The sequence below is a fragment of the Leifsonia sp. Leaf336 genome (genome assembly GCF_001423695.1).
In the GTDB taxonomy this organism is placed as follows: domain Bacteria; phylum Actinomycetota; class Actinomycetes; order Actinomycetales; family Microbacteriaceae; genus Leifsonia.
This window is the reverse complement of the sequence record NZ_LMOZ01000001.1, coordinates 40096-53896: the sequence shown is the minus strand read 5'-3', so window position 1 is coordinate 53896 and position 13801 is coordinate 40096. Positions and strand designations below refer to the sequence as shown.

The following is a 13801-nucleotide window of genomic DNA, read 5'->3' as shown; positions in this document are numbered from 1 at the left end:
TGGCGGCCGATACGATCGGGGCATGCGCGTCGCCACCTGGAATGTGAACTCCATCCGCACCCGAGTCGCGAGGGTGGTGGACTGGATGGTCCGCGAAGACGTCGATGTGCTGGCCATGCAAGAGATCAAGTGCAAGCCGGAGCAGTTCCCCTACGAAGCCTTCGAGGCGGCCGGCTACGAGGTCGTGCTGCACGGCCTGAACCAGTGGAACGGCGTGGCCATCGCGGCCCGGCTGCCGATCGAGGACGTCGAGATCGGCTTCCCCGACATGCCCGGCTTCCTCAAAGACCACGACGGCCCCGATCTGCCCAAGGAGGCGCGCGCGATCGGCGCGACGGTCGACGGCCTCCGGCTGTGGAGCCTGTACGTGCCCAATGGGCGGGCGCTCGACGATCCCCACTACGTCTACAAGCTCGACTGGCTCGCCGCCCTCGCCGCCGACACGCAGCGCTGGCTGGGCGAGAACCCCGACCAGCCTCTCGCCCTGATGGGCGACTGGAACGTCGCGCCGCTCGACTCCGACGTCGGCGACCCGAGCCTGGTCCCCGGCGCCTCCACTCACATCTCGCCCCCGGAGCGCACCGCGTTCGCCGCCTTCGAGAAGGCCGGGCTGACCGACGTCGTGCGCCCGATCGTTCCCGACGGCTACACCTACTGGGACTACAAGCAGCTGCGCTTCCCGCGCAACGAAGGGCTGCGGATCGACTTCATCCTCGGTTCGGCGGCGTTCGCCGATCGCGTCGTCGACGCCAGCATCCACCGCAACGAGCGCAAGGGCGACGCCCCCAGCGACCACGTCCCGGTGCTCGTGGAGCTCTCGGAGGCCGCCGAGGTCGAGGACGACGACGACCGCCCGATGATCTGGTGACCGACCCGGCGCTCCTCGGCCCCTAGCGCCGAAGCGCCGCATCCGGGCGGTTTCGTTACGCGGTGTTGCGACTGGGGATCACCCGCTGGCCCACTGTCGATACGGTCGAAGTCACCATGGTCTCTCCGTCGTCCGCGTATCCCGTCGAGTTCGCCGGGATCGGTCGCGCCTTCGCGGCACCGAGGCGGAAGGGCGCAGCCCCGGAGTCGCGGACCGTCCTCCGTGACGTTTCGTTGACCATCGACGCGGGCGAGGTCGTGGCGATCCTCGGCGCGAGCGGCTGCGGCAAGTCGACGCTGCTGCGCATCGCCGGCGGGCTCGACGCCCCGACCGCCGGATCGGCCCGCATCGACGGCACCCCTGTCGCGGGCATCGACGCACGGTGCGCCGTCGGCTTCCAGGAACCGCGCCTGCTCCCCTGGCGCTCCCTCGCCGACAACGTCGCGCTCGGCCTCCCGCGCGGGCTCGAGCGATCGGAAGGCGCCCAGCGCGTCGCGCGGCTCCTCGAGCTCGTCGGGCTGGGAGCCTCGGCCGCCCTGCGCCCCCGGGAGGTCTCCGGCGGTATGGCCCAGCGGGCCTCCCTCGCTCGCGCGCTCGCCCGCAACCCCGGCGTCCTGCTCCTGGACGAGCCGTTCGGCGCCCTCGACGCGCTGACGCGACTCCGGATGCAGGACCTCCTGCTCGAGGTGCACGCCACCGCCCCGACGACGATCCTCCTCGTGACGCACGACGTCGACGAGGCCCTCCAGCTCGCCGACCGCATCATCCTGCTGGGCGGCGAGGACGGACGGGAGGGCGCGACCATCCGTCGCGTCGTGACCGTCCCCGGCGCACGCCCCCGCGACCGCGGGTCGGCCGCGCTGGCGGAATTGCGCGCGGAACTGCTCGACGGCCTCGGCATCGACCGGCACGGCCGAGCACTGGAGGACGCGCAGTCCTCCACGATCCCGGTCTTCCCCTACTGATCCACAGATCCATCGGATCGCCTCCGTTGCGGCGGCGCATCCGCGAGGCTCGACCCACAGCACCTCCGAGCCGCACTCACCAGACATCACCAGAACCGAGAGGCATCCCGAACATGCACCGCAGACCCACGATCGTCACCGCTGTCGCCGCGCTCGCGGCCTCCGCCGCTCTGCTGCTCTCGGGCTGCGTCGCCGGCGAAGGCTCCGCCTCGGGCTCGACCAGCTCGGCCGGCGTCACCGAGGGCGGCACCCTCAACATCGACTTCGCCACCTACAACCCGCTGAGCCTGGTCATCAAGAAGGAGGGCTGGCTCGAGAAGGCGCTCAAGAAGCAGAACATCACCGTCAACTGGGTGCAGTCCGCCGGCTCGAACAAGGCCAACGAGGCACTGCGCTCCGGCGCGATCGACGTCGGCTCGACCGCGGGTTCCGCCGCCTTGCTCGCACGGGCGAACGGCTCGGACATCAAGACCATCGACATCTTCTCGCAGCCCGAGTGGTCGGCGATCGTGGTCGGCCCGAACTCCGACATCACCTCCGTCGCGCAGCTGAAGGGCAAGCAGATCGCGGCGACGAAGGGAACCGATCCCTACTTCTTCCTGCTGCAGGCGCTGGAGGCCAACGGCCTGTCCGCGAGCGACGTCACGATCCAGAACCTCCAGCACGCCGACGGCTGGGCGGCCCTGCAGGGCGGCTCGGTGCAGGCCTGGAGCGGGCTCGACCCGATCATGGCGAACGCCGAGAAGTCCGGGGCGAAGCTGATCTATCGCAACGTCGCCTTCAACACCTACGGGTTCCTCAACGCGACGGAGTCGTTCCTCACGTCGAAGCCCGACGTCGCTCAGACGGTCGTGAACACGTACGAGTACGCGCGCGCCTGGGCGTTGAAGCACAAGGACGAGACCGCCCAAATCCTCGCCGAGGTCGCCGGCATCGACCCGGCCGTCGCGACGACGGTGATCACGCAGCGCACCAACCTCGATGTGTCGAACGTCCCCGGTAGCGCCCAGCTGAAGGTGCTCAAGAAGGTCGGCCCCATCTTCGTGCAGTCAGGCGACGTGCGCACGCAGAAGGACATCGACACGGCGCTCGACTCCCTCCTCGACCCGTCCTTCGCCAAGAAGGCCGACCCGAGCGCGATCGGCGGCTGATCGCGCTTGTCGTACCAGAACGCTCCTGACCGCGACGGTCCGCTGATCGTCGTCGGCGGCCCCGGGGAGGGCCTCGCGTCGACCTCTGTCACACGCGAGGCCCCTCGGGAGCCTGGGCCGACCACGGCCGGCGGCCGCGCGTCGTTGCTGTCGCGGCGTTGGGTGCGTGTGGTCGGAGGCGCCCTCATCCCGGTCGCACTCCTGGTGATCTGGCAGCTCGCGTCCACCTCCGGCGCGTTCACGTCGTCGCAGCTGCCCACCCCTGCGATGGTCGTCGACGCTGCCGTCGATCTCGCGCAGCGCGGCCTCCTCGGCCTCTACATCGCCATCTCCACCCAGCGCGTGCTGATCGGCTTCGCGATCGGCGCCGCCCTCGGCCTGGGGTTCGGCGCCGTGGTCGGCCTCTCGCGCCTGGGTGACATCCTCTTCAGCCCGACCCTCGGTGCCATCCGCGCGGTGCCGTCGCTGGCCTGGGTGCCCTTGCTGATCCTCTGGTTCAAGATCGGCGAGGACTCGAAGATCATCCTCATCGCGATCGGCGCCTTCTTCCCCGTCTACACCACGGTGGCCGCGGCGCTCCGGCACGTCGACCGCCAGCTGGTGGAGGCCGGGCGCGCGTTCGGCCTGGGCGGCGTGCGCCTGTTCACGACGGTCCAGCTCCCGTCGGTGCTCCCTGCGGTCATCTCGGGGCTCCGCCTCGCGCTGGCCCAGGCCTGGCTGTTCCTGGTGGCCGCCGAGCTGATCGCTTCGTCGATGGGGCTCGGGTTCCTGCTCAGCGACTCGCAGAACAACGGACGCACCGACCGGCTGTTCCTCGCGATCATCCTGCTGGCGATCCTCGGCAAGCTCACCGACTCGCTGGTCGGTCTCTTCGAGCGGTGGGCGAACCGCCGCTGGGCGTGACTCCGCGGCGCCGCGAATGCCACCGCCGGGCGGCTACGGTCGCCCGGTGAACTCGTCCATCGAGGTGTAGACGCCGAAGACGCGGTCGGCGAGCAGGTCCCACACCCTCACCGGCAGAACGCCCTTCAACGTCTTCGCCAGCCCGACCGACCAGGGAAGCATCAGCATCGGCTTGCCCGCCAGCATGGCCTTCCAGACCCGGTCCACGACGTACTCCGGCGTCAGCACAGGCGTAAGGAGGGGGCCGCGGGCTCCCTCGAACATCCCCGTGTCGATGTAGCTCGGCGCGACCGTCGTGACCTTGACGTGCCCGAAACCCTGTTGGTCCAGTTCGATGCGGAGGCTGTCGCTCCACCCGATCACCGCCCACTTGCTGGCGGCGTAGACGCTCATCCTCGGGTTGGCGAGGGTGCCGGCCGCCGACGCGATGTTGACGATGCGCGCCTCGCGGGAGCTCGCGATCATCGCGGGCAGGAACTCCCGGGTCGTGTACATCGGCGCGAGCGCGTTGACCTGCATCGTCGCGCGGGTGTCGTCGCCGTTGTCGTGCTCCCAGAAGTACTTGCCCCGAACGATCCCGGCGTTGTTGATGAGCACGTCGACGCCGCCGAGCTCCTTGCGCACCGACTGTGCTGCCTGCGCGATCCCTCCGAGCTCGCCGAGGTCGACCGTATACGGGTGGATGCTCGTGCCCGACCTCCCGTTCGCAGAGCTGGGCGACCCCGCCGGCGCGCCCCAGGCCGTCGCCGTACGGCCGGTGAGGACTTCCGTTCGGAGCCGGTCGGCGAGGCGGGTGAGCCCCGCCGCGTCGCGGTCCCACAGCACGACGGCTCGGGCGCCCTCCAAGACGGCGCGCTCGGCGTAGAGCCGCCCCATGCCGGAAGCAGCGCCGGTGATCAGGACGCGTGCGCCACGAACGGTTCTTGCCATTCCTCCATCATCCCAGGTCGGCCGCGCCGATCGCCGGGGCTCTTCCCACCAACGCGTGCCGCTGTCGACCCCTCGATCGGCCGCCTGCGCAGGCCTAGCGTCGGCGCCGGATCGGAAACCACCCCCGAGAGGAGCCGAATCATGGCCGAAGTAACCGAGAGCATCGACGTCGACGTGCCCGTGACGACCGCCTACAACCAGTGGACGCAGTTCGAGAGCTTCCCGCGGTTCCTGGACGAGGTCGACGAGATCCGCCAGGTCGACGACACCACCAACCACTGGCACGTGACGATCGGCGGTGCGACCCGGGAGTTCGACACGGTCATCAGCGAGCAGCACCCCGACGAGCGGGTCGCCTGGAAGAGCGTCGCCGGAGACGTCGTGCACGCCGGAGTGGTGACCTTCCACCGGCTCTCCGACACCTCCACCCGCGTGACCGTGCAGTTGGACTGGCAGCCGGGAGACGTGGTCGAGAAGGTCGGCGCCGTCTTCGGCCTCGACGACCACGCCGTCAAGAAGGACCTCCGCAACTTCAAGGAGTTCATCGAGGCGCAGCCCGTCGAAACCGGGTCGTGGCGCGGCGACGTCAACGCGGGCGGCCACGCATGAGTTCGCACGCGCGGCACCGGGCGTCGGGGAACGACGAGGCGACCGGGCGCGACGACGCCGGCGCGGCGGCCGATGCCGACGCGACGTCGGACGATGCGGAGCAGACGGCCAAGGATCGCTCGTACAGTCCCGGCAGCGAGCGTGAGACCGAGGTGCGGCAGCGCGAGTCGTCCGACGCTACAGCGCTGCGGCCCGGCACGGGAGGCCCGGACGACTCGGGCGACCTGCCCGCGCCGGAGGAACTCGACGTCTCGATCGTCGCCGAGCGCAGTCCGGGAGGCCAGCGGCCGAACGACACCTAACGGCGGCGCCGCGCCTCCCGCGGCACCGCCCGATACGCCGCGCGGGTCTCCGCATCGAGGTGCTCGGTCGCGTACGAGAGCATCGTGCGCGGCATCCGCGCGGCGTGCGCGTCGAGGAAGGCGAGGAGCAGTGCACGGTCGACGCGCTTGCCGGTCTCGCGCAGCATCCACCCGACCGCTTTGTGCATGAGGTCTTCCGGATCGTCCAGCAGCCGCGCGGCGAGCTCCAGCGTCGTCGACGCGTCACCGTGCTTGATGAAGGCGAACGTCGCCAGCACGGCGACACGGCGCTCCCAGAGCACGGGACTGGCCGCGAGCTCGTCGAGCAGGTCGCGCGGCCGGTCCACGAGGTACTCGCCGAGGACGAACTCGGCGGAGGCGTCGACGAGATCCCAGTTGTTCACGCGGCCGGCGCGCACGGCCTCCAGGTAGAAGGCGGCGAGGCGTTCGCGCTCCGCGTCGTCCCGATGACGGGCGCTGCTCGCGCAAGCGAAGGCCGCGTTCAGGAGGATGAGACCGGCCAGGCGGTGCTCGTGCACGGGGCTGTCGAGCAGCACCCGCACCTCCGTCAGCGGGAGGCCCGCGAACCGCTGGGCGACCGTCCGGATCTGCGGCACGCGCACGCCGATGAACACGTCGCCCTCGCCGTACTGCCCCGGACCGGTCTTGAAGAAGCGTTGCAAGAAGGCGGCGTCCTCCGGGTCGGCGAGGGCGGAGAGCGCCTCCTGGACGTCGCGCGCGGTGGTCACGACAGCACTCTAGCGAGGACCATCACGATGGATTCGTGCGTGAAAGAGCCGACGCGCGCATGTTTCCGTCGAAACTGTCAAAGAATCGTCCGGTCTGCGCGGTTAGGCTCGAAAGATGGGTGCGCACCGGCGCGCCCATCGCACCGCCGCGACCGCGGCCGATCGCACGACGGGAGGTTCGTCATGTCTCAATTCGTCCCGCAGTTCACTGCAGGAGCCATTGTCGGGGAGCCCGAGGTCGTCGAGGACGGCCGCTCGGTGCGCGCGGTCGCGACGCATCCCGCCTGGCTGCGTCTCAAAGCAGCGGCGACCTCCCTCCAGGCCCTCCAGGTCAAGGACGGCTCGGTCGAGCAGGACTCCGACAAGCCCGCCGCCGCCGAGCACACCGCCGCAATTGTGGAGGCGGTCGCCGAGCTCGCACCGTTCTTCCCGCACGACGCGTCGTACCTCGCCGCGCTGCAGCGGGACTTCGCCCGCTGGGCCGACGAAGGCTTCGGAGTGCCCGATTTCCTCGACGCGCTGAACGAGTTCCAGCCGCAGCAGCACCGCGTCGACGGGCTCGGCCACCTGGTGGTCTTCCCGATGTACACGCAGAACGGCAGCACGAACCGCCTCGTGGAGGCCGTGCTCGTCGAGGTCATCTGGCCCGACTTCGTCGCGGCGCTCGAGGCCGGCGACTACGGCAACAAGCTGTTCGTCGCACTGCGCTTCGTGGACTTCACGCCCGGCTACGACACCAACTCCGCCGTGCTGTTCCCGGAGACCGTCGCGATGCGCGAGATCCCGCAGTTCACCTGGGGAGCGATCTTCCAGGACCGCGAGGCCGCCCGCTACCGCCGCGTCGTGCGTGCCGCCGCCGAGATCACCAAGCTCGAGCTGCCGGAGGACGCGGCGCGGATGCTGGACGACCAGCACCTCACGGAGGAGACCTTCGTGATGTGGGACATCATCCACGACCGCAGCCACATGCGCGGCGACCTGCCGTTCGATCCCTTCATGATCAAGCAGCGGATGCCGTTCTTCCTCTACTCGCTCGAGGAGCTGCGGTGCGACCTGACCGCGTTCCGCGAGTCGGTGCGGCTGCAGCGCGAGCTCGGCGCCCTCCCCGACTCGGAGCTGTCGGAGGTGCAGCGCGAGATCCGCGACCACGCGAAGCTCGTGCAGTACGCGGTGATCTTCGACCGCATCTTCCGGTTCGCCATCACCGGCAGCCGCGTGCGCAACTACGACGGGCTCGGCGGCCAGCTGCTGTTCGCGTGGATGCACCAGCACGACGTGCTGCACTGGACCGACACGCAGCTCACCATCGACTGGGAGGACGTGCCCGACGTGGTCGTGGCGCTCAGCGACCGGATCAACGAGCTGTACTGGCGCTCCATCGACCGCCCGAAGGTGGCGCACTGGCTCGCCGCGTACGCGATGCTCACCGAGACGGTCACGCCGCACCCGGCCTCCAACTGGGCGCGCGGGCTCTCCGACGAGATCCTCTCGGGCGCGCCGAAGGGTTACACCGACGCCGTGCTGGACGACGAGTTCCCCCTGTCGATGTTCTACGAGGCGCTCAACAAGAAGATGGCTGCCGTCATCGAGTCCACCTCGGGGATCACCGGCACCACGGACGCGGCGTGACGGATCAGGAGGGTTCGACGTCGGCCCGGTTCTCACCCGAAGAGACCGGGCCGGCGTCGGCGATGAGCACGAAGGAGGACGGCGTGCTCGCCGGGCGGCTGGTGCTGATCGCCGGCGCGACGAGCGCGTCGGGGGAGGCCGTGGCGCGCGCGCTCACGGCAGCGGGCGCGACCGTTCTCGCGGTCGGCACCCGGCAGGAGGCCCTTGAGGCGCTGGCCGACGCCGTGCCCGGCGTCGACACCCGCGTGTGCGACCTCGCGGACCGCGACGCGGTGGCCGAACTCGCCATGCGCATCCACCTCAAGTTCGGCCGGATCGACGGCCTGGTGCACCTGGTCGGAGGCTGGCGCGGCGGCGGCGGGATCGCCGGCCAGAGCGACGAGGACTGGGAGTTCCTGGAGCGCGGCTTCCGCACCCTGCGCAACACCACGCGGGTGTTCTACGACGACCTGATCGCGTCGCCCGCCGGCCGGCTGGCGATCGTGTCCTCCACCGCCGTCGACTCGCCGTACGCCGGCGGCGCGAACTACGCCGCGGCCAAGGCGGCCGCCGACGCCTGGACGCGCGCGGTCGCGCAGGGCTTCGCGAAGCAGGCGCCCCAGTCGGCCGCGGTGGTCTTCGTGGTGAAAACGCTCGCGGGGCTGGAGGCGCGGCTCGGCGACGAGGTGGTGGCGCTGTGGAACGCCGACGCCGCGTCGCTGAACGGTGCCCGGCTGAAACTTAGGATGGACGGGTGACTCTGCAACTCCATGACCTGAACCTCCGCGGCTTCGCCTCCGACAACTACGCCGGGGTCCACCCCGAGATCCTCGACGCCATCGCCGCGGCCAACGCCGGCCACCAGATCTCCTACGGGGAGGACGTCTACACCGAGCGGCTGCACGACGTCTTCGCCGAGCACTTCGGCGAGGGCGTGCAGGTGTTCCCCGTGTTCAACGGGACCGGCGCGAACGTCATCGGGCTGCAGTCGATGGTTCCGCGCTGGGGTGCGGTGATCTGCGCGAAGACGGCGCACATCAACACCGATGAGGCCGGCGCGCCCGAGAAGGTCGGCGGCCTCAAGCTGCTGCCGATCGAGACCCCCGACGGCAAGCTGACGCCCGAACTGATCGACCGTGAGGCGTGGGGCTGGGGCGACGAGCACCGCGCGCAGCCGCTCGTCGTGTCCATCACGCAGACCACCGAACTCGGCACCGCGTACACGGTGGAGGAGATCCGCGCGATCGCCGATCACGTGCACGCACGCGGCATGAAGCTGCACATGGACGGCGCCCGCATCTCGAACGCCGCCGCCACCCTGGGCGTGCCGCTGCGCGCGTTCACCACCGACGCCGGCGTCGACGTGCTGAGCTTCGGCGGCACCAAGAACGGCATGCTGTACGGCGAAGCCGTCGTGGTGCTGAACCCGGCCTCCTCGGAGGGGCTGCTCTACCTGCGCAAGCTGAACATGCAGCTGGCCTCGAAGATGCGCTTCATCTCGGCCCAGCTCATCGCGCTGCTGCACGACGACCTCTACCTGCGCTCGGCTTCGCACGCGAACGCGATGGCCTCCCGTCTGCGCCACGCGCTGGAGGCCGGCATCGCCGACGGCAGCATCGAGGGCGTCGGTTTCAGCCAGGCCACCGAGGCGAACGGCGTCTTCGCCACGCTCCCCGCGGGCGTCGCCGACCGGCTGCGCGAGCACTTCCGCTTCTACGACTGGGATGCATCGCGCAACGAGGTGCGCTGGATGTGCTCGTTCGACACCACCGAGCAGGACATCGACGACTTCGTGGCAGCCCTCGTCGGCGAACTGTCGGCCTGAGACGGTCGGCGCCGCGGGGCCGTGACCCTCAGACTGGGGGCAGACCGGGGTACAAGAATGTCCTCCATTTGACCGACATCTTTGGTAGTCTCAGAGAGTCGTCGGAGGAACCCGAATAATCCACCGGCGATAACCCCGAACGCATGCCGGGCTGTGTGGTAACCCTAGTATCCACACCGCCCGGCATCGTGGTTTTAAGAGGGTCGTACCAGCCGTACCTGCTCCCGATAGGAGTAGCCGGACGCCCGCACGAAACCGAGCCCGGCATAGAGGGCGTGCGCGGCCGCGTTGTCGGCGAGCACCTGCAACCACAGCCGCTCGACACCCCGGTCAGCCGCTGCGGCGGCGAGCGCACCCGCGAGCGCACGGGCCAACCCGCGTCGGCGCGCACGCGGGAGGGTCGCGACGGCGTAGAGGCCTCCCCACTCGCCGGCCAGAGCGAGCCGGGCGACCGCCTCGGGAGCCTCCGGCTCGCCCGACCAGGCGTACAGAGCGGGACCGCCGGCGAGGATGTGCGCGACGACCTCCCGCTCGCGGTCTCCGCCACGGCCATCCACCTCCCACCAGGTGTCGAGCCAGCCCGCAGGAGGCGCGTCCGCGATGGCGACGGCGGGTGCGGCGGCAGTCGCAGAGGCGACCGCGTCGCGATCCGCGACGAGGATGTCCGTCGGCGAATGCTCTCGGTAGCCGCGCCGAGCGAGCGCCACGGCGAGCCCGGACGGCGACGCCGGGCTGACCTGGAACACGGCGGGAAGGCCGCGCGCGGCGTACCAGGCCTCGGCCCGGACGATCGCATCCTCCAGGCTGCGCGCATCATCGCCGCCGGCCCCGGCGCAGGCGAGCACCGAGTTCGCGCGGTTGGTGACGCCCGAGGAGGCGCGGAGCGTCCAGCCTCCCAGCTGTTCGGTCTCCAGCGCGGGCCAGCCGCGGTCGGCCAGGCGATCGAGCAGCTCAGGACCGGGAAGACGCATCTGTCGACGCTAACGCACCCGGCGTACCGTGCGTGGCATGACCGATACGAAGCACGCCGAACCCGATGTCGTCGCGGAGCCGTTCCCGGCGGCGGAGATCGCCGGGCTCAGCGCGAAGACCGTGGCACACGTCGTCCACTACCGCAGGAAGACCTACGTCACGCAGCCGTCGGAGGGCTATGCCTTCCTGAAACGCGTGCGCACGCTGCTGCGCGACGGCACGACCGACCTGGTGCCGCTGGTGCACCGGGACGGCTTCGTCTGGCTGGCGGTCGGGCCGAGCATCCCGGTCGCCGTCGACGAAGTGGAGACCGAGCGCGGCGAGAGCGAGAAGCACGCGCTCAAGCGGCTCGGCCTCCACTGAGCGCTGGAGCTCAAGGGCAGCGCGTAGCGATGCCGCGACCCCAGCTCCGAGGGAGCCTGCGACCGAGGCAGTCAGGAAGCCCGCTCAGGCGCCCGCGATCTGCAACAGCTCCCGGGCGGCCGGCTCGAGCGGCAACGGTAGCGCCGGGATGCTGCCGGTGTCGGCCGGGCCCGCGTTCTCGGCGAACTCGCGCAGCCACGGCAGCAGCTCGGGCCCGAGGTCGTCGCGTGCGACGGCGAGCTGAACGATCGCCTTCAGATAGTCGAGACGGTCGCCCGTGTCGTACCGACGGCCGCGGAAGACCACACCGTGCACGCCGCCCGTCCACGCCGGAGCCGTCGCCAGGCCCTCCAGCGCATCGGTCAGCTGGATCTCGCCGCCCTTGCCGGGGGCCGTCTTCTCCAGGATGTCGAAGATCTCGGGACGCAGCACGTACCTGCCGATCACGGCGTAGTTCGACGGCGCGTTCTCACGGCTCGGCTTCTCGACCAGGCCGGTGATGCGCACCACGTCGTCCTGGTCGGTCTCGACGATCGCCGCCGCACCGTACAGGTGGATGCTCTCCGGCGGCACCTCCATCAGGGCGACGACCGTCGTGTTCAGCGCGTGCTGCACCTGCAGCATGCGGCTGAGCAGCGGATCGCGCTCGTCGATGATGTCGTCGCCGAGGAGCACGGCGAACGGCTCGTGGCCGATGTGGGCCTTGGCGCGGAGCACCGCGTGCCCGAGGCCCTTGGGGTCGCCCTGACGCGTGTAGTGGAGGTCGGCGAGCGAGGTCGAGTAGCTGACCTTGCGCAGCTTGTCGGTGTCGCCCTTCTTCTCGAGCGTGTCCTCCAGCTCGGCGTTGCGGTCGAAGTGGTTCTCGAGCGCGTTCTTGTTGCGTCCGGTGATCATCAGCACGTCGTTCAGACCGCTGGCGACGGCCTCCTCCACGACGTACTGGATGGCCGGCTTGTCGACGACCGGCAGCATCTCCTTGGGCATGGCCTTGGTCGCCGGCAGGAACCGGGTGCCGAGTCCCGCTGCGGGGATCACGGCCTTCGTCACGTAACTGCTCATCTCGTACTCGCTTTCTCGCGGTGTGTCTTCGCCTCGGCGGCGGTGGGTCAGTGGATGGCGACGGGCAGGGCGTCGGGGACGAGCGCGGCCGTCTCGGGCACCCGGCCCATGCCGAGGACGGTCCAGCCGGCAGCGTTCCAGGCGGCCGCGTCCAGGCAGTTGCGCGCGTCGATGACCGTGGTGCCGTTCGCCAGCGCGGCCAGCCGCGACGGGTCTGCGCCCGTGAACTCGTCCCACTCGGTGAGCACGACCGTCAGGTCGGCCCCGCCGACGGCGTCCTCCATCGAGTCCGCGTAGCCGAGGGTCGGGAACAGCCGCTGCGCGGTACCGCGCGCCTGCGGGTCGTAGACGACCACCTGCGCACCGCGGAGGTGAAGTGCGGCGGCCACGTTCAGCGCCGGCGAGTCGCGCACATCGTCGGTGTGCGGCTTGAACGCGGCGCCGAGCACGCCGATGCGGCGGTTGAGCACCGAGCCGCCGAGCGCCTCCAGGGCCAGGTCGATGACGCGCTGCCTGCGACCCATGTTGATCTCGTCCACCTGCTGCAGGAGGCCGACCGCCGCGTGCGCGCCCAGCTCGTTCGAGCGGTGCATGAGCGCACGGATGTCCTTCGGGAGGCACCCGCCGCCGAACCCGAGGCCCGCGTTGAGGAACTGGCGCCCGATGCGCGCGTCGTGGCCGAGGGCGTCCGCCAGCAGCGAGACGTCGGCGCCCGCCGCGTCGCACACCTCGGCGATCGCGTTGATGAACGAGATCTTGGTGGCGAGGAACGCGTTCGCGCTCACCTTCACCAGCTCGGCGGTGGGCAGGTCGGCGACGAGCACCGGGGTCCCGTCGGCGATCGGCTTCGCGTAGACCCGGCGGAGGGTGGCCTCCGACTTCTCGGAGGTGCCGCCGAAGACGAGGCGGTCGGGGCGCAGCGTGTCGTCGACGGCCTTGCCCTCGCGCAGGAACTCCGGGTTCCAGACGAGCTCGACGTCCACACCCGCCGGCGCGGCCTCCGCGACGATCGCACGCAGCCGGGCGCCGGTGCCGACCGGGACGGTCGACTTGCCGACGATCAGGGCGTCGTGCGTGAGGTGGGCGGCGATGCCGCGCGCCGCGGCCTCCACGTAGCTCAGGTTCGCGGCGAACGAGCCGGACTGCTGCGGGGTGCCCACGCAGATGAAGTGCACGTCGGAGACGGCGACGGCCTCCGCGATGTCGGTCGTGAACCGCAGCCGCCCGGCGGCGACGTTGCTGCGGATGAGCTCGGGCAGGCCCGGCTCGAAGAAGGGCGCGCGGCCTTCGGTGAGCTCGGCGACCTTGTGCGGGTCGGTGTCGACCCCGATGACGTCGAAGCCGAGCTCGGCCATGGCCGCGGCGTGCGTGGCGCCGAGGTAGCCGGTGCCGATCACGCTGATGCGCGGAGCCGGCTGCTCCTTGGGCTTCTTGGTGGAGGTGGTGGAGGTCATGTGCGTTCCTTCCGTGGCGAGTGAACGGGGTCTACGAGTGAAC

The 13801-nt window shown here is 70.4% G+C and carries 15 protein-coding genes; 10 read left to right on the top strand and 5 right to left on the bottom strand.

All coding sequences use genetic code 11. The annotated features are described in order from the left end of the window. The first annotated feature begins 22 nt into the window (after positions 1 to 22). From ASF88_RS00275 to ASF88_RS00260, 4 genes are all read left to right on the top strand, one after another. Entirely contained in the window at positions 23 to 868 is an 846-nt protein-coding gene (locus tag ASF88_RS00275) for an exodeoxyribonuclease III (protein ID WP_055912664.1), read from the top strand. A 116-nt stretch (positions 869 to 984) separates the two neighbouring features. After that, positions 985 to 1833, top strand: coding sequence for an ABC transporter ATP-binding protein (locus ASF88_RS00270; RefSeq protein ID WP_055912661.1), 849 nt, complete (start codon positions 985 to 987; stop codon positions 1831 to 1833). 113 nt (positions 1834 to 1946) lie between these two features. Next, positions 1947 to 2984 carry an aliphatic sulfonate ABC transporter substrate-binding protein gene (locus tag ASF88_RS00265; protein WP_055912658.1) on the top strand — a complete coding sequence of 346 codons (1038 nt, stop codon included), beginning with the start codon at positions 1947 to 1949 and terminating at the stop codon, positions 2982 to 2984. Positions 2985 to 3128: 144 nt separating this feature from the next. Continuing rightward, positions 3129 to 3887 carry an ABC transporter permease gene (locus ASF88_RS00260; protein ID WP_055916503.1) on the top strand — a complete coding sequence of 253 codons (759 nt, stop codon included), beginning with the start codon at positions 3129 to 3131 and terminating at the stop codon, positions 3885 to 3887. Between the two features lie 33 nt (positions 3888 to 3920). Here ASF88_RS00260 and ASF88_RS00255 read toward each other — a convergent pair whose 3' ends face one another. Further along, positions 3921 to 4817 (bottom strand): SDR family NAD(P)-dependent oxidoreductase, encoded by an 897-nt coding sequence (locus tag ASF88_RS00255; protein WP_055912655.1) that lies wholly within the window; start codon positions 4815 to 4817, stop codon positions 3921 to 3923. A gap of 141 nt (positions 4818 to 4958) precedes the next feature. On the opposite strand from ASF88_RS00255, the gene ASF88_RS00250 reads away from it, so the two are divergent. Next, positions 4959 to 5426 carry an SRPBCC family protein gene (locus ASF88_RS00250; protein WP_055912652.1) on the top strand — a complete coding sequence of 156 codons (468 nt, stop codon included), beginning with the start codon at positions 4959 to 4961 and terminating at the stop codon, positions 5424 to 5426. Then, positions 5423 to 5728 (top strand): hypothetical protein, encoded by a 306-nt coding sequence (locus tag ASF88_RS00245; RefSeq protein ID WP_200935205.1) that lies wholly within the window; start codon positions 5423 to 5425, stop codon positions 5726 to 5728. Before ASF88_RS00250 ends, ASF88_RS00245 begins: the two co-directional genes overlap by 4 nt. Here the strand turns inward: ASF88_RS00245 and ASF88_RS00240 are convergent. Further along, positions 5725 to 6477 (bottom strand): DNA alkylation repair protein, encoded by a 753-nt coding sequence (locus tag ASF88_RS00240; RefSeq protein WP_055912649.1) that lies wholly within the window; start codon positions 6475 to 6477, stop codon positions 5725 to 5727. The two genes, ASF88_RS00245 and ASF88_RS00240, sit on opposite strands and share 4 nt — an antisense overlap. A gap of 183 nt (positions 6478 to 6660) precedes the next feature. Here ASF88_RS00240 and ASF88_RS00235 point away from each other — a divergent pair, with 183 nt between their 5' ends. The 3 genes from ASF88_RS00235 to ASF88_RS00225 all read left to right on the top strand — a co-directional run bounded on the left by ASF88_RS00235 (position 6661) and on the right by ASF88_RS00225 (position 9910). After that, the gene (locus ASF88_RS00235; RefSeq protein ID WP_055912647.1) at positions 6661 to 8106 is read left to right on the top strand and encodes a DUF6421 family protein; all 1446 of its coding nucleotides are present in this window, start codon (positions 6661 to 6663) and stop codon (positions 8104 to 8106) included. 62 nt (positions 8107 to 8168) lie between these two features. Next, the gene (locus tag ASF88_RS00230) at positions 8169 to 8843 is read left to right on the top strand and encodes an SDR family oxidoreductase (protein WP_055916501.1); all 675 of its coding nucleotides are present in this window, start codon (positions 8169 to 8171) and stop codon (positions 8841 to 8843) included. Next, on the top strand, positions 8840 to 9910 hold the full coding sequence (locus ASF88_RS00225) for a threonine aldolase family protein (protein WP_055912644.1): 1071 nt from the start codon (positions 8840 to 8842) through the stop codon (positions 9908 to 9910). The genes ASF88_RS00230 and ASF88_RS00225 overlap by 4 nt, the downstream gene beginning before the upstream one ends. Before the next feature lie 194 nt (positions 9911 to 10104). On the opposite strand, the gene ASF88_RS00220 is transcribed toward ASF88_RS00225, so the two are convergent. After that, positions 10105 to 10881: a GNAT family N-acetyltransferase gene (locus tag ASF88_RS00220; RefSeq protein ID WP_055912641.1), complete on the bottom strand. Its 777-nt coding sequence runs from the start codon at positions 10879 to 10881 to the stop codon at positions 10105 to 10107. Between the two features lie 37 nt (positions 10882 to 10918). Between ASF88_RS00220 and ASF88_RS00215 the strand changes: the two genes are divergently transcribed. Next, the gene (locus tag ASF88_RS00215; RefSeq protein ID WP_055912638.1) at positions 10919 to 11245 is read left to right on the top strand and encodes a hypothetical protein; all 327 of its coding nucleotides are present in this window, start codon (positions 10919 to 10921) and stop codon (positions 11243 to 11245) included. A gap of 84 nt (positions 11246 to 11329) precedes the next feature. Here the strand turns inward: ASF88_RS00215 and galU are convergent, their stop codons facing one another. Both galU and ASF88_RS00205 read right to left on the bottom strand, forming a co-directional pair. Then, the gene (gene galU / locus ASF88_RS00210) at positions 11330 to 12304 is read right to left on the bottom strand and encodes a UTP--glucose-1-phosphate uridylyltransferase GalU (RefSeq protein WP_235493210.1); all 975 of its coding nucleotides are present in this window, start codon (positions 12302 to 12304) and stop codon (positions 11330 to 11332) included. 47 nt (positions 12305 to 12351) lie between these two features. Beyond that, positions 12352 to 13758, bottom strand: coding sequence for a UDP-glucose dehydrogenase family protein (locus ASF88_RS00205; protein WP_055912635.1), 1407 nt, complete (start codon positions 13756 to 13758; stop codon positions 12352 to 12354). Between the last annotated feature and the right edge of the window lie 43 nt (positions 13759 to 13801).

Coding starts and splice junctions, on each gene's coding strand:
- ASF88_RS00275 (WP_055912664.1), top strand. CDS start 23: ATGCGCGTCGCCACCTGGAATGTGAACTCCATCCGCACCCGAGTCGCG.
- ASF88_RS00270 (WP_055912661.1), top strand. CDS start 985: ATGGTCTCTCCGTCGTCCGCGTATCCCGTCGAGTTCGCCGGGATCGGT.
- ASF88_RS00265 (WP_055912658.1), top strand. CDS start 1,947: ATGCACCGCAGACCCACGATCGTCACCGCTGTCGCCGCGCTCGCGGCC.
- ASF88_RS00255 (WP_055912655.1), bottom strand. CDS start 4,817: ATGGCAAGAACCGTTCGTGGCGCACGCGTCCTGATCACCGGCGCTGCT.
- ASF88_RS00250 (WP_055912652.1), top strand. CDS start 4,959: ATGGCCGAAGTAACCGAGAGCATCGACGTCGACGTGCCCGTGACGACC.
- ASF88_RS00245 (WP_200935205.1), top strand. CDS start 5,423: ATGAGTTCGCACGCGCGGCACCGGGCGTCGGGGAACGACGAGGCGACC.
- ASF88_RS00235 (WP_055912647.1), top strand. CDS start 6,661: ATGTCTCAATTCGTCCCGCAGTTCACTGCAGGAGCCATTGTCGGGGAG.
- ASF88_RS00230 (WP_055916501.1), top strand. CDS start 8,169: ATGAGCACGAAGGAGGACGGCGTGCTCGCCGGGCGGCTGGTGCTGATC.
- ASF88_RS00220 (WP_055912641.1), bottom strand. CDS start 10,881: ATGCGTCTTCCCGGTCCTGAGCTGCTCGATCGCCTGGCCGACCGCGGC.
- ASF88_RS00215 (WP_055912638.1), top strand. CDS start 10,919: ATGACCGATACGAAGCACGCCGAACCCGATGTCGTCGCGGAGCCGTTC.
- galU (WP_235493210.1), bottom strand. CDS start 12,304: ATGAGCAGTTACGTGACGAAGGCCGTGATCCCCGCAGCGGGACTCGGC.
- ASF88_RS00205 (WP_055912635.1), bottom strand. CDS start 13,758: ATGACCTCCACCACCTCCACCAAGAAGCCCAAGGAGCAGCCGGCTCCG.